Source organism: Nonomuraea corallina (genome assembly GCF_027620315.1).
GTDB lineage: Bacteria > Actinomycetota > Actinomycetes > Streptosporangiales > Streptosporangiaceae > Nonomuraea > Nonomuraea corallina.
Window position 1 is genome coordinate 57,865 of record NZ_JAPNNL010000001.1, and the last position, 20,838, is coordinate 78,702.

The following is a 20,838-nucleotide window of genomic DNA, read 5'->3' on the forward strand; positions in this document are numbered from 1 at the left end:
GCGATATGGGGATCGAAGGGTCGTTCTGGCGGGCGATCGCGGTCTACCGCGTCGCCTCCCTGGGCTACGCCGCGCTGCTGCTGGCGACCTCCGGCGGCTACGAGCGGCCCGTCGCGGGGTGGCTCGTCCTCGGCGTGATGGCGGTCTGGACGGCGGTCACCACCGTCGCGTACTCCGTGAGGAGGAGCCGCGCGCTCCTGGTCGTGGACGTTCTCGTCACCCTCGGCTGCCTGCTGGCCTCCGTCCACGTCCAGGGCTCCGAGGCCGGCCGGGCGGGTCTGATGCCGGTGACGGCCACCTGGGTCGGCGGGCCCGTGCTCGCCTGGGCCGTCCACGGCGGACGGCGGGCCGGGACGGTCACGGCCGTCCTCCTGTCGCTCGCCGACCTGTGGATCCGCGGCCTCGACGAGTCCCTGTCCCTTCCCGTCAACGGCGCCGTCCTGCTGATCCTCGCCGGCGCCGTCGTCGGCCATGTCGCCCGGCTGACCAAGCAGGCGGAGGAACGGCTGCAACGGGCCGTGGAGATCGAGGCGGCCAACCGGGAGCGCGAGCGGCTCGCGCGCGGCATCCACGACTCGGTCCTGCAGGTCCTGGCGCTGATGCAGCGCCGGGGGCAGGAGATCGGCGGGGAGGCCGCCGAACTGGGCCGGCTCGCCGGAGAGCAGGAGGCCGCGGTACGGGAGCTGATCCGCAGCGGTCCTGCCACGGCGGAGCAGGACGGTGCCGGCCTCGTCGATCTGGGGGCCCGGTTACGCCGGTTCACCACGCCGGCCGTCACCGTCTCGGCGCCCGCGACCCCGCTGCCGCTCCCCGCGGGCCAGGCCCGGGAGGTGGTCGCGGCCGTGGGCGCGGCGCTCGACAACGTCCGGCGGCACTGCGGCGAGGACGCGCGGGCCTGGGTCCTGGCCGAGCACGACGGCGACCTGATCACCATCACCGTGCGCGACGAGGGCCCCGGCATCCCCGCCGGACGCCTCCAGGAGGCCGAGGCGCAGGGCAGGCTCGGCATCGCCCAGTCCATCAAGGGCCGGATCGCCGGCCTGGGCGGCACCGTCACCCTCATCTCCGCGCCCGGCGAAGGGACCGAGATCGAACTCGTCGTCCCCGCCCACCCGTCTACAGTTGGCGCATGACCGGGGCGCTGCGGGTGATGGTGGTGGACGACCACCCGATGTGGCGCGACGCGGTCGCCCGCGACCTGGAGGACGCCGGGCACGAGGTGGTGGCGGCCACGGGCGAGGGCCGCCAGGCGCTCCGCGTCGCCGCCGCCGTACGCCCCGACATGGTCGTCCTCGACCTGAGGCTGCCCGACCTGCCGGGGGTGGAGGTGGCCAGAGGGCTCGCGGCGGCCGACCCTCCGCCCCGCGTCCTGGTGCTGTCGGCGAGCGGCGAGCACGAGGACGTGCTCGAAGCCGTGAAGGCCGGCGCCTCCGGCTACCTCGTCAAGTCGGCCGGCCGGGAGGAGTTCCTCGACGCCGTCAGGCGCACGGCCGAAGGCGAACCGGTCTTCACGCCGGGACTGGCGGGCCTGGTGCTGGGCGAGTACCGGCGTCTCGCCACCCAGCGGCCCGTCGACGACGGCCCGCGCCTCACCGACCGCGAGACCGAGGTGCTCCGCCTGGTCGCCAAGGGCCTGTCGTACCGGCAGATCGCCGAACGGCTCGTCCTCAGCCACCGCACCGTGCAGAACCACGTGCAGAACACCCTGAACAAGCTCCACCTCCACAACCGGGTGCAACTCGTCCGTTACGCGATCGAACGCGGACTCGACCAGGCGTAGACCGGCTCAGTTGCTGTCGACCTTGTACGGGTCGTGCTCGGCGAGCAGCTTGTCCAGCCGCGCCTGGTCGACCCGGCTCGACATGTTGGAGCTCTCCTGCCGGTCCCGCACGCACTTCGCCAGACCGAACGCGGACGTCACCGTGTAGAGCACCGCGACCGCCAGGAACGCGCGGACCCAGGGGTTGACCGGCAGGAAGATCAGGCCGATCGCCACGCTGCCGATCGCCACGGCGAACGAGATGACACATTGCGCGTAGTAGGCGGCCGTCATGGTGGGCTGGACTGGTTTGGTCATGCGCCAAGGGTCCGGCACGGGCAGGACGTCCGCCTGAGTACGCGTACCTAACTTCTCTGGGAGGTTCCCCCGTCGTGGACGTCAGGAGACGGTGATGGTCGCGCCGCCGCCGGACAGGCCGAAGATCTGGACGCAGTTGGCGGAGTGGTCGGCGATCAGCCAGGCGTGGTTGCCGAAGGAGTCCACCCGCCAGTTGTAGCCGGGCTGCAGCGTCGTGTACTGCTGCCGGTTTCCCGAGCCGTCCAGCCAATGGATCTGGACGGCATGCGGGCTCTCATTGATGACCAGCAACGACGAGGGCCACCCGCTCACGGAATGGAGACGGCCTTCCACGGAGCAGGCGTACGCGCTGGCGCCGACGTGGGTGAACGAATACCGGTAGGAACTCGGGTCGGGCGCCTCCGTTTCCTCCTCGGTCGGTTCGTCCGCGGCTTCTTCCGTCGGCTCTTCGGTCGGCTCCTCCGTGGGCTCTTCAGTCGTTTCTTCGGTGGGCTCGGGGGTGGCCTCCGGGGTGGGCTCCGGGGTGGGCTCCGGGCTGGGTTCGGTGGGGGACGCGCTGGTCGGGGCGGGCGACTCGACAGATATCAGGGTCCCCTTCCACAGCGGCACGACGGTGACAACAAGGGTTAAAACGCCGACAATTCCTGCTATTACCGTCCAAAAAGCTACAGAGCGGGGCCCCAGCCATCCGCGGGAATTCGGGGAGGAACTCGCCATGTCACCCTCCAGAACACAGAACACTCCGCTAATTCAAGGAATACATCCTCATAAGAGACGCGGTACATACGGTTCTGGCTGACACGGTGGACCATTCCGGCCACGGCCTTGCAGGGCGTGGCCGTCGCGTCAGGCGAGACTCCCGTCAGGCTTCGCGGCGGCGAGGCGTTCGCGTTCCTCCCGCACGATCTGCTCGGCCAACGCCTCACCGGAGACGTCGACGGCGTCGGGCGTCGACTCGGCGAGGTGGCTGCGCCTGGCGTAGGCGTCGAACAGCGCGGCCTTGGACTGCATGATCGCCAGCAGGCGCTCGTCCATGCTGTCGGGCGTCAGCAGGCGGTGCACCTGCACGCGCCGTACCTGCCCCATCCGGTAGGCGCGGGCCACGGCCTGGCTCTCCAGCGTCGGCTTCACCTGAGGCTCGCACAGGATCACGACGGAGGCCGCCTGGAGGTTGAGCCCGACCCCGCCCGCCTGGATCTGCGCGAGCAGCACCGCGTGGCCCCGGACCGCCGAGAACGCGTCGACCACTTCCTGACGGCGTCCCGGCGTCAGCCCGCCGTCGAGCGGCCCGTGAACCGGCGCGCCGAGCGCGCCGCCGACGGCGGCGAGCACCTCGCGGAAGTAGGAGTACACCACGACCTTGAGCCCGGCCCCGGCCGCCGCGTCGACCAGCTCGCGCAGCCGTTCCAGCTTGGCGGACTTCTCCGGCACCGCGTAGGCCGCGCGGCGCATCGCCATGAACGCCCCGGCCTCCACCGCTTCCCGGTAGGCGGCGGCGTCGGCGGCGCTGAACTCCTCCCACTCGTCCCTGTGGACCAGCTCGGGCAGCTCCGTGAGCACGTCCTGCTGGTTGCGGCGCAGGTAGACGGGCGCGACGGCCCGCCGGAACCCCTCCGCCCCGCCGGCCGGCTGGACCGGGCCGTCCAGCAACCCCGGCCGGAGACGGTCCACCAGGGCGCGGAACTCGTCGAGGCGGTTCTCCATCGGCGTGCCCGTCATGAACAGCACCGTCTCGACGTGCTCGCACCACCGGGCGACGGCCTTGGAGCGGCGGGCCCGAGGGTTCTTCACATAGTGCGCCTCGTCGACGACGAACGCCCCGACCTGCGGCACGGGGTCCAAGGCGTGCAGCCCGTCGTACGTGGTGACGGCGACCCCGCCCCGGGCGAGCCACGCTTCGCGGGCCAGCAGGCGGTCATCGCCGTGCAGCCTGTAGACCTGGAGCGAACTGCGGCCCTCGATCTCGCGCAGCCAGTTGACCAGCACGCTCGCCGGGCAGACCACCAGCGAATGCGTCGCGCCCCGCGCGTGCAGGTGCGCGAGCACGGCGATCGCCTGGATCGTCTTGCCCAGCCCCATGTCGTCACCGAGGATCACCCGGCGCTGGGCCAGCGCGAACCGCGCGCCGAACGCCTGATAGCCGCGGAGCGACACCCGCCGCAGGGTGTCGTCGAGCTCCTGCGCCCTGACCCGCCCGGCCAGGTCCTCCGGCAGGAAGCCCTCGGCCGCGGCCTGGTCCGACGGCGCCACGGCCGAGAGCTCCGCCAGCAGGTTGTAGTAGTCGGCGGCGCGGAGCTCGAAGTCGATCCACGCCAGGGCGCCGTCGGGCGGCGGGCGCAGCAGGTCCGTCGTGGCCTGGGCGATCAGCAACCTGGTCTCGGTCTCGTACCGGAGCAGACCGGCGAGCTGCGTGGCCGCCTCGGTCGCGCGGCCGAGGCGGCGGCTTCCGGACAGGAGCCTGCGCAGCCAGGAGCTGAGCGGGCGGGCCCGCGCGATCAGCACGCTCAGCCGCCGCACGACCTCCAGGGCCGTACGCCGGGCCCGGACCAGCTCGGGACCGACGGCGACCAGCCGGGACAGCGCGACGAGCAGCCGGGTGGTCTCCGCGTCCCGGTCGTCGACGTCGATGTGGACGGCGCCGGACTCCCGCACGGCTCGCGCGAGCCGCTCCGCCGCCTTCTGCGCCTGCCCCCGCGTCTGCTGCCCCACCCCGGGAACCTTCTGCAGCTCGTACGGGGTCGCCTCCAGCACGCTGAGCACCGTGGCGTAACCGGCGTCGCGCAGCGCCCCGAACCGCAGCCGGCCACTGGTGACGTCCTTCAGCCGGGAGACGGGCATGGCGCCGAGCTCCGCCCTGACCTGCCGCATGCGCAGCGGTTCGAGCGCGGCCCGGGCCTCGGCGACCGCCCGGTCGTACTCGGCGATCAGCTCCCGGGCGTCGCCCAGCAGCCGTCGCGCGCGTCGTAACAGGCCCCGGACATCCCCGGCGGACGGCGATCCCATGGAGTCGAAGGTATCCCCCGGACTCACGGACCGGGGAACGAGGCCGTCGATCCGCCCTGTCAGATCAAGAGGTGCCGCGACTCCTGCCGCTTGTACGGGTGCGGGCGGGGTAGCGAGACTAGATTTCGACGTATCGGATGGGGCCACGGAAGGGGATCCGATCATCGGCAACGACTCATTCTCTCCCTGGGAGGACCGGTCCAGGCCACCGCGCCGCCGCGTCACCGAGGCGGCGATCCTGAGCACGCGTGACCAGAGCCGGGCCGACCTCGCCCAGTGGACCTGCCCGCACGGTGAGCACGCCGGCAACGGCTGCGTCACCTGCTACTACGCCACCGCCGACGTCGACCAGGCCCTGCCGCTGTGGGATGTCGCGGCCTGGTTCACCACGGAGCGGCCGATCCCGATCAGGGCGTTGCAGGACGTCCACCGCCACGACCGGGCCCTGATGCTCACCCAGCCGTCGACGCCCCTCGTCTACCTTCTGAGCGCCCAGGTGAGAGCCGCCCTGGCCGTGGAGGCGGTGGCGGGCGTGGTCGGCTTCCTGGTGCAGAACCGGCACATCGTCGACGCGTTCACCGTGACGGAGATCCGCGCCGCCCACTCCTGATCGCCCGCGGCGGCTCCGGCGCGGAGCGGGTGGTCAGCCGGTGGTGACGATCGTGGCCATGAACGCCAGGTAGACCACCCCGGCGCCCATCCCCGCCACCTTCGCGGCCGTCGCCGTGAAAGGCGCCAGGAACGCCGCGAGACCGAGCAGCAGCCATGCCAGCGCGTGCCCCCAGCGCAGGATCAGGTAGGCCAGGCCGTCGACCTGACGCTGCGGCCACACCACCACCCACACCACGGCCAGAACCAGCGCGATCGCGCCCCACACCTGGACGGGGACACCGATGACCTTCATGGCGCGATCCTACGAGCCCGCGGTCCCGGCGCGTTCACCCACCTCCGTGAGCGGCGGATCGTCCTTCCGCGAACCTCCTCCGTCCCCGCGGCGTCGAACGCTCCGTGATGACCGCGACGCTCTCCTTACTCCTGGCCCTTTCCCCGGTGACCGTCACCGACATACCGAAGAACTTCCTGTTCACCGAAGCCGCCGCGCGCGAGAGGCTCGACCCCCATCTCGCGGAGGAGATGGGCTACACGATCAGCGACAGGCTCACCGAGCCGCTGACGGTGAACCCCTGTCTTCACCGCCGCGCCGCCGACCGCGGCAGGGTGGCGGCCCGCACGATCACCCACTGGTCCTCCGCCCCCAGCGCCTCCTCCGAACAGCTCGTCCTCTACAAGAGCCCTCGTGCCGCCCGCGCCGCGCTCACCCGGCTGCGGACCGAGGTCAAGCGGTGCGCGCGCAAGAGCTCCCCGTCCGAGCCCCGCCTCGTTGTCCGCTGGCGTACGAGCAAGGTCAAGGCGGGCGACGAGGCCGCGGGCATGGGCTACCGGACCTGGCAGGACGGCCATGCCAACGAGACGATCACCGGGGTCGTCGCGCGCCGGGGCAGCGCGCTGATGATCTACACGACCTCCGAGGGGGACTACGCTCCCGGCCGGCTCACCAAGCACGCCAGGAAGATGGCCGCCAAGGTGTGCGCGCTGCCCGGGGTCTGCTGACAGACCGGTCCATACGAGCCTGCCGACCATCGGCTGGGCCGCGCTCCGGAAGGGCTAGGTTGGCCCATGATGACCGGAGCCGAATTCCTCGAAACGACCCGCACTGCCTACGACGCGAGGGCGGCCGAGTACAGCGCGCTCTTCCGCGACTACCTGGCGGACAAGCCGCTGGACCGGGCCGTCATCGACACCTTCGCCGACCTGGTGAGGGCGGCGGACGCCGGGCCGATCGCCGACCTCGGCTGCGGGCCGGGACACTACACGGCGTACCTGCACGCGCGCGGACCGGCCTTCGGGATCGACCTGTCGCCGCGGATGATCGAACTGGCCCGCCTCGAACATCCGGGCATCGCCTTCGAGACCGGTTCCATGTCCGCTCTGGACCTCGCGGACGGCGGCGTCGGCGGCGTCTTCAGCCACCACTCGATCATCCACACCCCGCCGGAGCGGCTGCCCGAGGTGTTCGACGAGTTCGCCCGCGTGCTCGCGCCCGGCGGGCGGCTGCTGCTCTCCTTCTCCGCGACCGACGATCCCGCACAGCCGGCCGAGCCGTACGACCACGCCGTCACGCCGGCCTACCGATGGTCCACGGACCTGATCTCCGGCATGCTGCGCGAGCGCGGCGTCGTCGAGACGGCCCGGGTGGTGTTCCCCGGCGAGCAGGACGAGCGGCGCGGTTTTCCCCGGGTGTTCCTGCTGGCAGCCAAGGACGTGGCCGGTAAGGACGTGGCCGGCCAGGACGCCGGCCCGCCACGCCGCTGAGGCGCCGGGCGTCGCCTCAGGATGGGCTCCCACCGTGCTCGGCGGCCTCGTGCGTCTCGGTGATGAGCTCCATCAGGGCGGCGACGATCCCGGGGGCGGCGGCGATGGTGGCCTGGGAGTCCATGGTGTGGGAGCTCCCGTCGAGATCGACGACCACGGCTCCGGCCTCGCGGGCGATGACGACGCCGGCGGCGGTGTCCCAGGGGTTGTTGTTGAGCATGACCAGGGCGTCGGTCCTGCCGTCGGCGACCCAGGCCAGGTCGATGGCGGCGGAGCCGAACATGCGGACGCGCTGGACGCGGGCGGCCAGCGCCTGGGTGAGGGCGAGCCGGGGCCGGTTGCGTTCCCGCGCGCCCACGCCCACCGCGTAGTCGCCGACGGAGACGATGGCCTCGCCCAGGTCGGGGGTGTCACCGGCGTGGATCACCGTGCCGTCGGCGCGCGCGCCCGCGCCCTGCGCGGCGGTGTAGCGGGTGCCGAGGAACGGCAGGTCGATGACGCCGAGCGTGGGGACGTTCCCGTCGACGAGCCCGAGGGAGACGGCGCAGAGTGGAATGCGGTGCACGAAGTTCGCGGTGCCGTCGACGGGGTCGAGCACCCACGTGAGACCTCTGCCGGCGCCGGTGAGACCCTCCTCCTCCCCGAGAAAGGCGATCTCGGGTGTCTCACGGGCGAGGAAGTCGCGTACGGCCTGCTCGACCGCGTAGTCCACCTCGGTGACCATGTCGCGGTCACCCTTGGCGGTGACGACACCGGGCGCCTTCGTACGGATGAGGTCGGCGGCGACGCCGGCGGCGCGTTCGGCGATGGGCAGGAGGGCGCGGACGTCGGTGGTCATACGGGTTCGCTGAGCTCCCAGATCGAGGTGAACGCCTGGCCGAAGGCGGTCGGTGGCCTATTTAACAGGGTAGGCGAGCCCGTTCGGCGATCTGGAGCCAGGCTCCTCACTTGGCCTCGACCCCGACGAGTTTATCGTTTATCGTTGTAACGAGGATCGCCATCCCAGCGAGGAGGCCGGCCATGACCAAACCGCCAGGGAGCATCCGCGCCCTCGAATGGCTCGTATGGGCAGGGCTCGGTTTCGCGCTGGTCCTGCTTCTGATCAGCCTCTTCAGCGTATTCGGCGACTCCAGGGCCGACGCGCGCGCGGTCTTCGTCGACCCCTCTGCGACAGCGACCGCCGACGATCCGACACCCACGCGCACCGGCCCTCCGGGAACGGTCAGCCTCGCTGAGCCCGCTTTCGCCGCCACGCTCACCATCACGGAGCCCAGCCCGTGGCAGAGCTTCCTTCTGATCCTGCCCGAGTTGCTGCTCATGTCGCTGCTCTGTGCCGTCGCGGTGCCGCTTCTCCTGCTGATGCGCAGTTTCCGCCGGCATGATCCCTTCGCGCCGAAGAACGCCACCAGGCTCACCGTGATCGGCGTACTCCTGATGTGCGTCGCGGCGATCCCGGGGGTGGACGCCTGGGTCCTGCACACCCTGGTCGCCGGCACCCCGCTCCAGGGAGCGGGCTTGTCCGCCGCGGAAGACTACAGGTGGGCGCCGATCGTCAGTGTGGGCGTGCTGACCCTGGCCGAGTTCTTCCGCCAGGGCGGCAAGCTCCGCTCCGACGTCCAGGGCCTGGTCTGACCGAACCGCCGGTCTTCACAGGGAGTCACCGGATCAGATCGGTACTTATCCAGAAATAGCGCCATTTTTTTCCAGCGAATAGCGGACGATTTTGCTAGCGTGGCACGCTCCCAGAAAGATCAACTGGATGCGGGGGCATCGTGAGAAAGAGAGCCACCTGGTTCGCCGCCTTCCTGGCGATGATGACGGTCTTACCGGTCTCGGCGGCCGACGCGGACACCGAGGGGACGACGCCGCAGACCATCGCCTGGACGCCCTGCGAGGAGGAACCCGCCGCCGACTGCGGCACGCTGACCGTGCCCATCGACTGGTCGAAGCCGAACGGGGCCAAGGTCGACATCGCCGTCGCCCGGCGCAAGGCCACGGACCCGGCCGCGCGGATCGGCTCGCTGGTGATCAATCCCGGCGGTCCGGGCGGGTCCGGGGTGGAGGCCGTGTACGGCGCCCCCGGCTCCTACACCGAGGAACTGCGCCGGCACTTCGACATCGTCGGCTTCGACCCGCGAGGGGTGGGCCGCAGCAACCCGGTGATCTGCTCGGCGTCGGTGTACAACCGGATGCCGCACACCGTCATGAGAAGCCAGGCGGACTACGACGCCTGGAACACCTTCACCAAGCAACTGCACGCTGACTGCCGCGCCCGTACCGGCCCGCTGTACGACCACGTCGACTCCGCCGACGTCGCCCGCGACCTGGACGCGCTGCGCGCCGCCCTCGGTGAGGAGAAGCTCACCTACTACGGCATCTCGTACGGCACGCTGATCGGCCAGATGTACGCCGAACTGTTCCCCGGCCGTGTCCGGGCCCTGGGCCTCGACAGCAACATGGACCACAGCCTCGGCGTGGCGGGGTTCCTGTCCACCGAGGCGATCGCCATCGAGGACGCCTTCGACCAGTTCGTCGGCTGGTGCGAGCAGGAGCCCAGCTGCGTCCTGCACGGCCGCGACATCCGCGCGATCTGGAAGGACCTGCGGGAGAAGGCGCGGCGCGGCGAGCTGACATACCCCAGCACGGGCCAGCCGATGACCGAGGTGCAGGTCATCCACAACGCCGCCCTGGGCACCGAAGGACCCGCCTGGCACCTGCTCAGCGAGCTGATCAACTGGCTGGACGGCGGGCCGCCGCCGTCGTGGATCCCCCCGCTGCCCGGCCGGCAGCCCGTGCAGGGTGACGTCGCGCACCTGCCGACCACGGTGCTCTGCCAGGACTACGACCTCCGGGTGCGCAACTACGCGGAGTACGCCGCCCTCATGCGCGTCTCCAACACGCTCGCACCCGACACGCGGTATCACCCGTACCCGATCGAAGACCTGCCGATCTGCATGAACTACCCGACCACCAACCCGCCCCACGCGCTGCGGTACACGGGCGACGCCCCGCTACTGCTCGGCAACTCCCTGCACGACCCCGCCACCCCGTGGATCTGGTCCGCCAACGCGGCCCGCCAGCTCGGGCCCAAGGCGGTGCTGCTCACCTACGAGGGCTGGGGGCACCGCATCTACGGCAAGGACAAGTGCCAGACGGACATCTTCGACGAGTACCTGATCTCGCTGAAGGTGCCGCCGCACGGCACCCGATGCGCGGTGGGCACCCTCCAGGAGAGCGCGCCCAGGAAGCAGACGCCGTCGCAGAACTGGCCGGCCGACGCGAACCACTGGGCGACCTCACCCGTGTCCTGACCCGCCCGAACCCGCCCGAACCCGCCCGAACCCGCGCGGCCCCCGAGAAGCACCGGCCTCGGGGGCCGCTGGGGCCTGCCCGTGCACCGAAACGGGCGCCGCCGTACGTGACTCGGGAAAGGACACCCCGTTCGGTGCGACGGTCCGAGCCGTCCACGCGTCGGCGTCCGCCCGTGACGCCCAGACGACCCGGTCTCCCCCTGGACCTGCGGCCGCACTCACCAGGCCCGCACCGTGGAAGCCCACGGGAGGATGATCTGTTCTGTTCCGAGGCGGTCGTTCGATAATGAGGGCTGGGATGACCGCCCCTGATACGGAGTTGTCGTTATGGGCTATGTGGTGGTTTGGGGTCAACTGCTGGTGGTGGGGATCTTCCTGGTCTCCCTGGCCGGCAAGGTGCGCAGCCGTCAGGCGTTCCGGGAGTTCATCACGGCGACCGGCACGTTGCTGGCCGTGGACCCGGGGCGGGCACGATGGCTCGGTCTGCTCGCCGTGGTGGCGGAGGCGGCGATCGTGGTGCTGGTCGCCGTGCCGGTCACCGCGCCCGTGGGATTCGCCCTGGCGGCGGTCACGCTCGGTGGGTTCGGTTACGCGCTGGTGCGCGCCCTGAAGCGGGAGAAGGCGGCGCCCTGTCACTGTTTCGGCGCGTCGGAGACGCCCGTCGGGAGGCATCACGTCATCCGCAACCTGGTGCTGATCGTGGCGGCGCTGGCGGCGCTGGGAGCGACGTTCGCCGCGACGCCGGGCGGCGTCGAGGTCCCGGGGATGGTGATCGCCGCCGCGGCGGCGGCGGTCTGCGTGCTGGTCGTCGTACGCCTCGACGACATCGCCGAGCTCTTCCGCCCCGTCGCCGTCAAGCGTTGACGGGTCCGCCCGGCGACATGCCGCGGTGCACCACGCCGAGCAGGTGCTCCGCGGTGATGTACCCCCAGTGCCGGGAGTCGGCGCTCCGCGCCCGGTTGTCGCCCAGCACCACCAGACATCCATGAGGTACGCGGTCGTCGCCCGCGTCCACGACCGCCCGTACCTCCGCGGGCACCGGATCCCCTCCCACCGCGACCACCCGCTTGACCAGCCAGGGCCCCGAGCCTCCCGGCAGACCGGGTGGGGACGGTCTGCGTGCCACCATCACCTGCCCGGCGCGTACCTCCCGCAGCGGCACCCGGCGCACCAGCACCCTGTCCCCGTCCCGGAGGGCCGGCTCCATGCTGGGCCCCTCGACCGTGACCACGACCAGCCGCCGCCGTACCCAGAGCCAGAGCGCGACCAGCCCGCCGCCAACCGCCAGCACGACCGCGGTCATCCCGGTGCCGCCGCGGCCGACTCGTCGGCGTATCCCCGGGCCTGCAGGGAGAACAGCCGGGCGTAGCCACCCCGCCGTTCCATGAGCTCGGCGTGCGTCCCCGTCTCGGTCACCACGCCGCCCCCGAGCACGACGAGGCGATCGACGTCGCGCAGCGTCCCCAGGCGATGGGACACCAGCAGGCTGGTACGGTCCCCGCGGTACGCGCCGATGCTCGCGTGTATCCGCGCCTCGGCCTCGGCGTCCAGGCCCGAGCTCGGCTCGTCGAGGATGAGCAGGTCCCGGTTCTCCCGGAGGAACGCCCTGGCCAGAGCCAGCCGCTGCCACTGACCGCCCGAGAGGGTGACGCCGCTTCCCGAGCCGTCGTCGTCCGGATCCTGCGGGAACATCCTGCTGAGCAGCGTGTCGTACCCCCGGGGCAGCGACGCCACCAGGTGGTCGATCCCGGCGCGCCGGGCGGCGTCCTCGATCCTGGACTGGTCGTGCAGCGCGTCCAGGTCGCCGAGGCCGATGTTCTCCCGCACGGTGAGGTCGTAGGCCATGTAGTCCTGGAAGACCGCGCCGACCCGCTCCCGCAGGGTCGCAGGCGACACCTGGCGCAGGTCCACCCCGTCCCACAGGATGGCGCCCCGCGTCGGGTCGTACAGCCGGCACAGCAGCTTGACCAGCGTGCTCTTGCCCGCGCCGTTGATGCCCACCAGCCCGATCGACTGCCCGTAGGGGATCGTGAAACTGACGCCGCGCAGCACCCAGTCGTGCGCGTCGGAGTAGCGGAACCACACGTCTCGGAACTCGACGCCCCGGCGCAGGGCCGGGAGCCGGGCCGGCGGGTCGGCGATCGGCAGGTCCGGCGCCGCGCGCACCACCCGCAGGTAGTGGTCGAAGAGCAGGAGCTCCTGGTGTACGCGGGCCAGTTGCTGGATCAGGCCGGTCAGCGCCGCCTGTACGCCGGCCACCGCCGCCACGAACATCATGATGTCGCCCGCCGTCAGGGTGCCCCGGCCGGCCGCCAGCACAGCCCAGACCAGTCCGGCGCCGGCCACCACGGCGCCCAGCAGCCCCAGCCAGCTCTGGACCGCGGCCTCGCGGCGGTCCGTCCCGCGCTGCGCGGCGTGCGCGGTGCGCAGTTGCCCGAGCATCCGTTCACGGAGGAAGTCGCCCAGGCCGAACAGACGCACCTCCTTGGCCGCCCGGGGGTCGCACAGCAGGGCGGAGTAGAACAGCCGCCGGCGTTCGACGGGCCCGATCCGCCACATCATCGTGGCCCGGCGCCGCGACAGCGCGAGCTCCGCCAGCAGCGCGGGCACCGCGGCCGCGATCACCAGCAGTGCCATGACGGGACTGAGCACGTACAACGAGGCGAGGAAGCCGAGCCCGGTGACCAGTGCCTGGAGCAGCCCGGAGGCGCCCAGCACCAGCGCGGCAGGGGCGTCGTCGGCCGCCTGCTCGGCGAGCCTGAGCCGGTCCAGGAAGCGCGGCTCCTCGAACCGGCTCAGGCCGGGAAAGGTGTTGACCGCTTTATAGAGCCGGTCCTGCGTGAGCAGCCCCACCCGCCGCCGCAGCTCGCTACGGACGTACTGGGTGATCTGTGGCAGCGCAGCCGCGGCCGCGCCGACGAGGGCCAAGCCGAGGGCGAGGCCCCCCAGGGACGGGACCGGTCCGGCTGCCACCACCTGCTCCAGCACCAGCTTGGTGAGCCAGGCCGCCGTCACCGGCAGAGCGGCGCCGGCCACCGTCATCACGAGTTCGAGCGCGAGATGGCCTGGAGCCGCCCGCATCGCCAGCGCCACCGCCGCGGCCAGTCCCTCCAGGTGCGTCCGGCGAGCGGGGGCGGCCGTCATGCGGGCGTCTTGGCGGTCAGGTCCTCGAGCGTGGTCCCGCCGGCCACGATCATGCCCTCCTCCACCAGCGCGAGGGTGGGGAACGCCGTGACCCCGAAGGCGCCGGCGATCGGCCCGTCGAACCGCTCCACCACGACTCGCGCCACGGACCGCGCCCGGCCGACGAAGTCCTGCGCCTCCTCCGGCCGCGAGGTGACCACGACGACGAGCACCTGGTCGCGGCCGCCGGGGAAGGCACGGGCGTGGTCCACGAACTCGGGCAGGCGTTCCAGGCACGGAGCACAGGTCGTGGAGAAGAATCCCACCGCGGTCCGGCCCGTGAGATGAGCGCGGGTCAGCGGGTCGCCGTCCACGGTCACCGCGGTGAAACCCCTGACGGCGCCGCCGACGCGGACGCCCTGGTCCGGGGCCGAATGCCCGGCCAGCGCTCTGTCGTGCTCCCTCAGCCGCCGGATGACGCCGAACGTGAGGATCAGGTTGAGGGCTCCGATCAGCCCGACGAGAATCACGCCCGCGAGCAGATACGGCGTCATGCGATGTCTCTCATCCTTGTCGAAGTGACGGAAGGGCTGGTGCGGGACGGCGACCATGGTCCGGTCGCCGTCCCGGAATTCGGTCAGTGATATCTCTTCTCACACCTACGGACCCAGTGGCAGCCGTTGCAGCGCCACTTGTAGTACCACCCTCCGGTGTCGCAGGCCGCGCCCCAGTACCAGCCCGATCCGCTGCAGGAGCACGGGTCGGCCTTCGCTGTGACGGCCGGCGCGAATACGCCGAGGAGACGATCGGCCACCTTTTCGGCAATTCTGGTCATGCCTGTCGTGCCTTTCTCTGCTGTTGGTTCGACGAACCGCGACAGCATGGGCCGCGCGGCGTCAGACGGACAGATGCCACGGCCACGGAAAGACGAAATCCCCCGTAGTGCGTTGGCCACTGAGATCGTGGCATCGGCGGAGATAGTCCTCGTATATCTGCCGTATATGGGAGGACCGCATCCCCTACCGGGGAGCCTCACCAGGCAGGTGCGCACCGAGCCGGTCGAGGTGATCGCGGACCGCTCCGGCCTCGTCGTGCCCGAGCTCCTCGTAAACGGCCAGCGCGGCTTCGAGGTGGGCCGTCGCCTCCTCGGTGCGCTCCCGCGCGCCGTGGGCGAGACCGAGCGCCACGTGCGCTCCCGCGCGCAGCAGGGTGTCCCCTGTGCGGACCGCGAGCGCCAGAGCCCGCTCGCCACACGACACCGAACTCTCGTACGCGCCCATGTCGCGGTGGAGCGCGCTCATGCTGACCAGGATCTGGGCGATGTCCCGGTCGCCGCAGCCCGTCTCACTGATCTCCAGCGCCGTCCGATAGTGGCTCATCGCCGGGTCGAGCCGCCCGACGAGGTGGTGCGCCTCACCCAGGTTGCTGTACAGCAGGGCGTGGAAGTGATGGGCGTCCTCCAGGGACGCACCCAGGCCGGCCGCCTCCTCCAGCCACCGGATGGCCTCCTCCGGGCGGCGGGCGTTGATGTACACGGCGCCGAGGTTGAGCAGGGCCGTGGCCGCGCCCAAGGTGTCTCCGAGCCCGAGCCGGAGCCGGTGCGCTCGGCGGCAGGCCGCCACGGCGCGTTCGGTGTGGCCCATCAGGCTGTGGATGACGGCCAGCCGCCCCACGATCATCGCCTCTCCTGCGGGGTCCGCGGCCCTCACGGCCGCCTCCGCCGCGACGGTGTGCAGGTCGGCCCACTGCCTCGTGTGGTGGCGCCGCTGCAGCCAGCTGTACATGGCCGCCACGATCTGCCAGGCCAGCGCCGGATGTGAACGCGCCGCGCCCTGTACGGCGGCGTTCAGGTTCGCGGCGTCGGCGTCGAACCAGGCGAGGGCCGCGTTGTCGTCGGCGAAGTCCATGGGCCGGGTCGGGAAGCTGAAGTTGGGCCGCTCCTTCGGCCGGAGCACCCGATCGGCCGCGTTCGCGGCGTCGCGGTACCACGTCAGCATGGCGGTCATGGCCTGGTCCCGCTGGTCCGCGCTCTCCTCGGCCAGGCATCGCTCATGGGCGTAGATCCGTACCAGCTCGTGCATCACGTAGTGGTCGCCGGACACCGGCTGAAGCAGGTGGGCGGAGACGAGCCGTCCAAGGAGTACCCGGGTCTCGCCGGTCGTGCCGCCCACCAGGGCGGCGGCGACGGCCAGGGACGGCTTGGGGCCGGGGTGGAGCCCGAGGAGCCGGAACATCCTGCGGACGGGCTCGCTCAGCGGGCGGAGCGAGGCGCGCAGGACCGCGCGTACCGAGATCTCGTCCTCGTCGACGGCCAGCCTGTCCAGACGTACGCGCTCGTCGGCCATCTCCGCCACCAGCTCGGCGACGGCCGAATCGTAGGTCGACATCTCCAGGCGCGAGGCGGCGATCCGCAGGGCCAAAGGAATCCGGTCGCACAGCTCTGCCAGCTCCTCCGTGCCCGCGACGCTCCCGTGGTGAGGGAGCCGTTCCCGGATGAGGGCGACGGCGTCGGCCATCGGCAGCGGCCCGAGCGAGATCCGCGGCACGCCGTGCGTGGTGGCCAGACCGTCCAGGCGGAGCCGGCTGGTGACCAGGGTAAGGCTCCGCCCGGCCCCCGGGAGCAGCGCGCGCACCTGACCGGCCGAGGCGGCGTTGTCCAGCACGACCAGCATCCGCCGGTCGGCCATCAGCGACCGGAACAAGGCTGCCCGCTCCTCCGTCTCGGCGGGGATCCGCCCTGGCGGGACGTCCAGGGCCCGCAGGAAGCGCTCCAGCACCAGCCCCGGATGCAGCGGCGTCTCGGGCCCGAACCCCCTCAGGTCCACGAAAAGCTGCCCGTCGGCGAACAGGTGGCGGGAGAGCTGAGCCCACCGGACCGCCAAGGCCGTCTTCCCCACACCCCCGGGACCCACCACGGCGACCACTCCGGCGTCCGCCGTGATCTCGTCCAGACGCTGGATCTCGTCGTCGCGTCCCACGAATCCGAGCGGACCGCCCGGTAACTGGGCGGGCACCGGTGGCCGGGCCGGGAGCTCCGGGGTGTCCGTCCCTCGCGACCGATGGAGCTCCGGGCCGTCCGCCCGTCGCGACCGGTCGAGCTCCGGGTCGGAGATGAGGATGGCCCTTTCCAGGGAACGCAGCTCCTGGCCCGGCTCCAGGCCCAGCTCGTCGATGAGGACACGGCGTGCCCGTCGATAAGCCTGCAGAGCGTCCGCCCGCCGGCCGGACCGGTAGAGAGCGAGCATCAGCTGCGACCACAGCCGCTCACGGAAGGCATGCCGGCTCACCAGGGCGGAGAGCTCCGCCACCAGAGAGGCGTCCTCCCCCAGGCGCAGGTCCGCCTCTATCCGCTGTTCCAGGGCGACCAGGTGCCATTCCTCCAGACGGGACCGCTCCTCGCCGAGGGCGGACTCGGCCGAGAGGTCCGCGAACGGGGATCCCTGCCACAGCTCCAGCGCCGCACCGAGCACCCGCCGAGCCCTGACCGGATCCCCCGCCGTAAACGCCTCCTGGCCGTCCCGTACCAGAGCGACGAACCGGCAGGCGTCGACCTCGGCGCAGTCGACGTCGAGCCGGTAACCGGCACCACCTTCACGCAGGATCCGGTCCGCTCCCAGGATCATGCGCAGGCCACGCGTGTACAGCCGCAGATTGGCCGCCGCGGAAGGCGGAGGCGCGGGGCCCCACAGCGCGTCGATCAGGTAGTCGGCGGAGAAGCCGCCATGCGGGTGACCGAGCAGCACCGCGAGCAGGAGCCGCTGCTTGCGCGGCCCCAAGGCCGGAACGACGTCCCCGGACCGGACCCGTAACGGACCCAGCACCTTGAACTCCACGATCACGCCCCCTTCCGCGTGTCGCGTACGGCACTCGCGCGCACGACCGCGAAACGCCCGCCGAACAGAACCCCCGCTCGGTCGACGGTCACCCGTCACCCTAGCCCGCGTGATCCCGGGATGCCGTACGCGGCAAACGCCGGCTCCGCGCCGAGCACGCACCGCCTCGCACCCGCACCACAGGAGGAGGCGGTTTCGTGATCGAAGCCAGGACAGCGAACGCCCGGCTCAGCCAGTCACTGCAGAAGACCTGAAGTCGTCCTGGCGCGCGGCGAACAGGCCGGCCGCGAGCCAGACCCACAGCACCGGGCCCACCCATCGCCGCGCCCGCACGGGCGTCGGCGATCGTGGCGAGCCACTGCGCCCGGTCATCGGGCAGCTCGAACTGCAAGGCCAGGAAGCCGACGCTGAGCAGAGCGAACGCGAGGAGGGCTTTACGCCTAGTTAGATCTCCGTTCTCGCCTGCTCGATTTGCCGCACGATGGCATGGGCGCCATGCGCCTGTGCGATGTCCGCCGCCAGGTGGCCGTGCCCCGGCCGTCGTGGGCGAACCGGGCGATCGTTACCGCGCTCGCGCGAATCCTGCCCCGAGGCCGCCGAAGTCACCTGTGCTTGGCAGCCGAAAATCCGGGCTGAGGATACCGGCGTATCGCCGGGCAGATCGCTGGCCTGGGCCGGAAGGTGTCCCTTCACGCCGTCACCGTGAAGCGGGCGCCGCGGTCGCCGCGCGGGCCCGCCTCGTACGGCTCGATGAAGCCGTCGTGCGGCGCGCCGGGCTCGAGACCCAGCTCCTGCCCCGCGGCGAACCCGCTCTCCAGCACCTCGCCGGTCGGCAGCACGATCTGCGAAACGGTCGCGACGAGGTGGCCCTCGCCGGGACCGGCGCGCAGCTCGAAGCAGAAGCACGGCGGCACGAACGAGCGCAGACCGTTGTCGATGATCCGCACGCCCCGCACGCCGGTCGGATGTTCCGTCATTGCGGCGACCCCACCTTCTCGCCCCATCGGTTGACGTCCCCCCTGCCCGGCCGCGGGTCCGGGCACGTCTCTGACGGGATCCTCGCCTTGCTCGCCACCACGCACCCGCACAGGTCGCAGATCTTGCGGTCGTCTCCGCGGCGGGCGACCGTCGCGACGTCGTACAGCTTGCTCTGCGGCGGGTCCGTGAGGTGCGGGCACTGCCGGCAGGCGGCGAGCCGGCGCTCGTACTGCTCGTCCGGGACGAACTCGAAGCCCGATTTCGCCCACTTCCAGAACGAGCTCGCCGCCTGCCGGGACAGCTTCGCGGCCGACCGCGGCACCGGCGACGCGCCCGCGGTCTCCGGTGGCGAGTCCAGCAGCAGACGCAGGAATGCCGGTGTCTGCCGGGAGATCAGCAGGTGGTGCAGGTACAGCGGGTCGTCCACCACGGCCAGGACCACGTCGTCGGAGATCTCACCGGCACCGGGGCCGAGCAGCTCCGACAGGCGTTCACGGATCTGCTCGGTCCCGATGCTCGACTGATGGGTCAAGGGATCACCCCGCGCACCCAGGCTTGGCGGTCAGCGCCGCGGCCCGGTAGTACGTGGCGATCCGGCACTTGCCCGCCGGGTGGGCGCAGCCAGCGTTGCCGTTCGGGGCGGTGGGGTCGTTCTTAACCCCGAACAGGTCGGCCATCTGCGCGATCGCCGCTCTGACGGTGGCCGGGTACTGGCTGCCGAACCAGACCTGGCGCATGACCCAGGCCACGCCGGCGTAGTCGGCCTGCCCCTCGCAGGACAGCCCGTCGGGATGCCCGCCGGTGGGCTCGCCGCCCTTGTGGTGGCCGATCTCGTGAGCAATCACCAGGGCGATGCCCTCGAGCTCGAGCGCCACGTCGCGGACCAGCCCGCCCTTGATGTCGACCCGGCGCTGGCCGGTGCCGCGTTCCACCCAGGCGTACGCGTTGACATCGTTGCTGGCCCAGTCGAGTGTGAAGCTGATGTCGTCGTAGAAGTGCCCGTGGTGCCCGAGCAGCCACTCGGTCCAGCTCCGCGACTGCGGGTCGTTGAACGCCCGCTTCGGCGCCGCGGCGCGCGCCTCCGCCTCCTCCGGCGGCAGGAACGGCATCGCGTACGACGGAACCTCGATGCGGGTGGCGTCGGCCGGCACGAACACGCCGGTCTCGTCGATGTCGCGCAGGTTCGACCGTGATACCCGCAGGTGGGTGTCCCCGGTCGCAGCCCGGAACGACTCCGCCTGCTCGGGTGCCTTGAGGCAGGCGTCGCTGTGGCTGGCGATGTACTCCGGCGAGCCGATCACCGGCAGGTCCTCGTGCGACTCCACGAAGCTGAGCGAGGCGCCATTGCGGTTCTGCGGCCGGCGGTAGAACAGTTGCTGGGCGTAGTCGGCGCTGATCACTCCGTTGGTGTTGATCAGGTGGTCGTCCAGCGACGGACCCGGGTCGCCGACACTCGTGGCGATGTGGTGGAATCCGGCATGCATGTTGCCGATGTGCACCGACTTCACGGGCACCGGGCCACCCTGGATGTCGAGGAGTTCGTCGCCGGGGGCGAGCCGGTCCGCGCGCTTGAGCTTGCGGTCCGACATGAGGAACAGGTGATCGCTCGTGACGGCGATCGACGTGTCCTTGTAGACGACCAGGACGGTGTACCGCTGCACCGCCACGCCGGGGGTGCCGTTGCTGAACTCGACCCGGACCGGGCGCCACGACAGCGACGGCCCGCACGCGAGCACGGTGTCGCCGACGCGGAACTTCTCGATGGCCTGGAAGCTGCCGTCGCCGGTCTGCACCGGGGTCCCGAACGCCAGGCACGAGCACGTGCAGTAACAGCCGTCCGGGTGCTCCAGATCGAAAATCATGACGAGGTGGTTGACCTGCCACCCGTTCTTCTTGCAGATCTCGTTGACACGTTCTTGTATGCCGCTGCAATGTCCGCAATCATCACTCATGATGATCCTCTTCTTTCCGTTCCGTTGCTTTTATCTCCACCTTTTATCTACGATTCGCCGGATTTCCGGTGTACGGGGGAGACCGTGGGCGTTGCTCGCCTGCGCGCAACTGTGCTGAAATATGTGGAGATTCGCCCATGTCACTGACCGTAAGCCCGCTCCGGTGTCCGGTCAAGGGACCGGCCGGG

At 71.2% G+C, this 20,838-nt stretch carries 21 protein-coding genes; 9 read left to right on the plus strand and 12 right to left on the minus strand.

Features of this window, described 5'->3' with window-relative positions; all coding sequences use genetic code 11:
* Nucleotides 1-5 precede the first annotated feature (5 nt).
* On the plus strand, nt 6-1,133 hold the full coding sequence (gene macS, locus OUY22_RS00295; RefSeq protein WP_270152530.1) for a MacS family sensor histidine kinase: 1,128 nt from the start codon (nt 6-8) through the stop codon (nt 1,131-1,133).
* A complete protein-coding gene (locus tag OUY22_RS00300) occupies nt 1,130-1,780 on the plus strand; it encodes a response regulator (RefSeq protein WP_270152532.1) in 651 nt (216 codons plus the stop codon). Before macS ends, OUY22_RS00300 begins: the two co-directional genes overlap by 4 nt.
* A gap of 6 nt (nt 1,781-1,786) precedes the next feature.
* Here OUY22_RS00300 and OUY22_RS00305 read toward each other — a convergent pair whose 3' ends face one another.
* From OUY22_RS00305 to OUY22_RS00315, 3 genes are all read right to left on the minus strand, one after another.
* The gene (locus OUY22_RS00305) at nt 1,787-2,077 is read right to left on the minus strand and encodes a YiaA/YiaB family inner membrane protein (RefSeq protein ID WP_270152534.1); all 291 of its coding nucleotides are present in this window, start codon (nt 2,075-2,077) and stop codon (nt 1,787-1,789) included.
* An 81-nt stretch (nt 2,078-2,158) separates the two neighbouring features.
* Complete coding sequence (locus tag OUY22_RS00310) at nt 2,159-2,686, minus strand: VHL beta domain-containing protein (RefSeq protein WP_270152536.1); 528 nt, start codon at nt 2,684-2,686, stop codon at nt 2,159-2,161.
* A gap of 237 nt (nt 2,687-2,923) precedes the next feature.
* Nucleotides 2,924-5,080, minus strand: coding sequence for a DEAD/DEAH box helicase (locus OUY22_RS00315; RefSeq protein ID WP_270152537.1), 2,157 nt, complete (start codon nt 5,078-5,080; stop codon nt 2,924-2,926).
* On the opposite strand from OUY22_RS00315, the gene OUY22_RS00320 reads away from it, so the two are divergent.
* A complete protein-coding gene (locus OUY22_RS00320) occupies nt 5,079-5,690 on the plus strand; it encodes a hypothetical protein (RefSeq protein WP_270152538.1) in 612 nt (203 codons plus the stop codon). The genes OUY22_RS00315 and OUY22_RS00320 overlap by 2 nt on opposite strands.
* 33 nt (nt 5,691-5,723) lie before the next feature.
* Here OUY22_RS00320 and OUY22_RS00325 read toward each other — a convergent pair whose 3' ends face one another.
* Nucleotides 5,724-5,984 carry a hypothetical protein gene (locus OUY22_RS00325; protein ID WP_270152540.1) on the minus strand — a complete coding sequence of 87 codons (261 nt, stop codon included), beginning with the start codon at nt 5,982-5,984 and terminating at the stop codon, nt 5,724-5,726.
* Nucleotides 5,985-6,091: 107 nt separating this feature from the next.
* Between OUY22_RS00325 and OUY22_RS00330 the strand changes: the two genes are divergently transcribed.
* Nucleotides 6,092-6,691 (plus strand): hypothetical protein, encoded by a 600-nt coding sequence (locus OUY22_RS00330; RefSeq protein ID WP_270152542.1) that lies wholly within the window; start codon nt 6,092-6,094, stop codon nt 6,689-6,691.
* Nucleotides 6,692-6,760: 69 nt separating this feature from the next.
* A complete protein-coding gene (locus tag OUY22_RS00335; protein WP_270152543.1) occupies nt 6,761-7,453 on the plus strand; it encodes a class I SAM-dependent methyltransferase in 693 nt (230 codons plus the stop codon).
* 16 nt (nt 7,454-7,469) lie between these two features.
* Here the strand turns inward: OUY22_RS00335 and OUY22_RS00340 are convergent, their stop codons facing one another.
* On the minus strand, nt 7,470-8,291 hold the full coding sequence (locus tag OUY22_RS00340) for an inositol monophosphatase family protein (protein ID WP_270152545.1): 822 nt from the start codon (nt 8,289-8,291) through the stop codon (nt 7,470-7,472).
* A gap of 182 nt (nt 8,292-8,473) precedes the next feature.
* Here OUY22_RS00340 and OUY22_RS00345 point away from each other — a divergent pair, with 182 nt between their 5' ends.
* The 3 genes from OUY22_RS00345 (at nt 8,474) to OUY22_RS00355 (ending at nt 11,628) form a co-directional block, all read left to right on the plus strand.
* Complete coding sequence (locus OUY22_RS00345) at nt 8,474-9,085, plus strand: DUF2975 domain-containing protein (protein ID WP_270152547.1); 612 nt, start codon at nt 8,474-8,476, stop codon at nt 9,083-9,085.
* A 140-nt stretch (nt 9,086-9,225) separates the two neighbouring features.
* Complete coding sequence (locus OUY22_RS00350; RefSeq protein ID WP_270152549.1) at nt 9,226-10,764, plus strand: alpha/beta fold hydrolase; 1,539 nt, start codon at nt 9,226-9,228, stop codon at nt 10,762-10,764.
* Between the two features lie 336 nt (nt 10,765-11,100).
* Nucleotides 11,101-11,628: a MauE/DoxX family redox-associated membrane protein gene (locus OUY22_RS00355; RefSeq protein ID WP_270152551.1), complete on the plus strand. Its 528-nt coding sequence runs from the start codon at nt 11,101-11,103 to the stop codon at nt 11,626-11,628.
* On the opposite strand, the gene OUY22_RS00360 is transcribed toward OUY22_RS00355, so the two are convergent.
* The 7 genes from OUY22_RS00360 to OUY22_RS00390 form a co-directional block, all read right to left on the minus strand.
* On the minus strand, nt 11,618-12,055 hold the full coding sequence (locus tag OUY22_RS00360; protein WP_270152553.1) for a S26 family signal peptidase: 438 nt from the start codon (nt 12,053-12,055) through the stop codon (nt 11,618-11,620). The genes OUY22_RS00355 and OUY22_RS00360 overlap by 11 nt on opposite strands.
* An 8-nt stretch (nt 12,056-12,063) precedes the next feature.
* Nucleotides 12,064-13,908, minus strand: coding sequence for an ABC transporter ATP-binding protein (locus tag OUY22_RS00365; RefSeq protein WP_270152555.1), 1,845 nt, complete (start codon nt 13,906-13,908; stop codon nt 12,064-12,066).
* Nucleotides 13,905-14,441, minus strand: coding sequence for a TlpA family protein disulfide reductase (locus OUY22_RS00370; protein WP_270152557.1), 537 nt, complete (start codon nt 14,439-14,441; stop codon nt 13,905-13,907). Before OUY22_RS00370 ends, OUY22_RS00365 begins: the two co-directional genes overlap by 4 nt.
* Before the next feature lie 465 nt (nt 14,442-14,906).
* Nucleotides 14,907-17,726 (minus strand): AfsR/SARP family transcriptional regulator, encoded by a 2,820-nt coding sequence (locus OUY22_RS00375; protein ID WP_270152558.1) that lies wholly within the window; start codon nt 17,724-17,726, stop codon nt 14,907-14,909.
* A 683-nt stretch (nt 17,727-18,409) separates the two neighbouring features.
* A complete protein-coding gene (locus tag OUY22_RS00380; RefSeq protein ID WP_270152559.1) occupies nt 18,410-18,697 on the minus strand; it encodes a hypothetical protein in 288 nt (95 codons plus the stop codon).
* Entirely contained in the window at nt 18,694-19,230 is a 537-nt protein-coding gene (locus OUY22_RS00385) for a hypothetical protein (protein WP_270152560.1), read from the minus strand. Before OUY22_RS00385 ends, OUY22_RS00380 begins: the two co-directional genes overlap by 4 nt.
* 4 nt (nt 19,231-19,234) lie before the next feature.
* On the minus strand, nt 19,235-20,560 hold the full coding sequence (locus tag OUY22_RS00390; protein ID WP_270152562.1) for a hypothetical protein: 1,326 nt from the start codon (nt 20,558-20,560) through the stop codon (nt 19,235-19,237).
* Between OUY22_RS00390 and OUY22_RS00395 the strand changes: the two genes are divergently transcribed.
* Nucleotides 20,540-20,797 carry a hypothetical protein gene (locus tag OUY22_RS00395; protein ID WP_270152564.1) on the plus strand — a complete coding sequence of 86 codons (258 nt, stop codon included), beginning with the start codon at nt 20,540-20,542 and terminating at the stop codon, nt 20,795-20,797. The two genes, OUY22_RS00390 and OUY22_RS00395, sit on opposite strands and share 21 nt — an antisense overlap.
* The last annotated feature ends 41 nt before the right edge of the window (nt 20,798-20,838 follow it).

Bases quoted from the DNA above. Each gene is read 5' to 3' on its own strand.
- OUY22_RS00345 (WP_270152547.1), top strand. From the start codon at position 8,474: ATGACCAAACCGCCAGGGAGCATCCGCGCCCTCGAATGGCTCGTATGG.
- OUY22_RS00300 (WP_270152532.1), top strand. From the start codon at position 1,130: ATGACCGGGGCGCTGCGGGTGATGGTGGTGGACGACCACCCGATGTGG.
- OUY22_RS00305 (WP_270152534.1), bottom strand. From the start codon at position 2,077: ATGACCAAACCAGTCCAGCCCACCATGACGGCCGCCTACTACGCGCAA.
- OUY22_RS00365 (WP_270152555.1), bottom strand. From the start codon at position 13,908: ATGACGGCCGCCCCCGCTCGCCGGACGCACCTGGAGGGACTGGCCGCG.
- OUY22_RS00335 (WP_270152543.1), top strand. From the start codon at position 6,761: ATGACCGGAGCCGAATTCCTCGAAACGACCCGCACTGCCTACGACGCG.
- OUY22_RS00325 (WP_270152540.1), bottom strand. From the start codon at position 5,984: ATGAAGGTCATCGGTGTCCCCGTCCAGGTGTGGGGCGCGATCGCGCTG.
- OUY22_RS00320 (WP_270152538.1), top strand. From the start codon at position 5,079: ATGGAGTCGAAGGTATCCCCCGGACTCACGGACCGGGGAACGAGGCCG.
- OUY22_RS00380 (WP_270152559.1), bottom strand. From the start codon at position 18,697: ATGACGGAACATCCGACCGGCGTGCGGGGCGTGCGGATCATCGACAAC.
- OUY22_RS00330 (WP_270152542.1), top strand. From the start codon at position 6,092: ATGACCGCGACGCTCTCCTTACTCCTGGCCCTTTCCCCGGTGACCGTC.
- OUY22_RS00370 (WP_270152557.1), bottom strand. From the start codon at position 14,441: ATGACGCCGTATCTGCTCGCGGGCGTGATTCTCGTCGGGCTGATCGGA.
- macS (WP_270152530.1), top strand. From the start codon at position 6: ATGGGGATCGAAGGGTCGTTCTGGCGGGCGATCGCGGTCTACCGCGTC.
- OUY22_RS00390 (WP_270152562.1), bottom strand. From the start codon at position 20,560: ATGATTTTCGATCTGGAGCACCCGGACGGCTGTTACTGCACGTGCTCG.
- OUY22_RS00315 (WP_270152537.1), bottom strand. From the start codon at position 5,080: ATGGGATCGCCGTCCGCCGGGGATGTCCGGGGCCTGTTACGACGCGCG.
- OUY22_RS00340 (WP_270152545.1), bottom strand. From the start codon at position 8,291: ATGACCACCGACGTCCGCGCCCTCCTGCCCATCGCCGAACGCGCCGCC.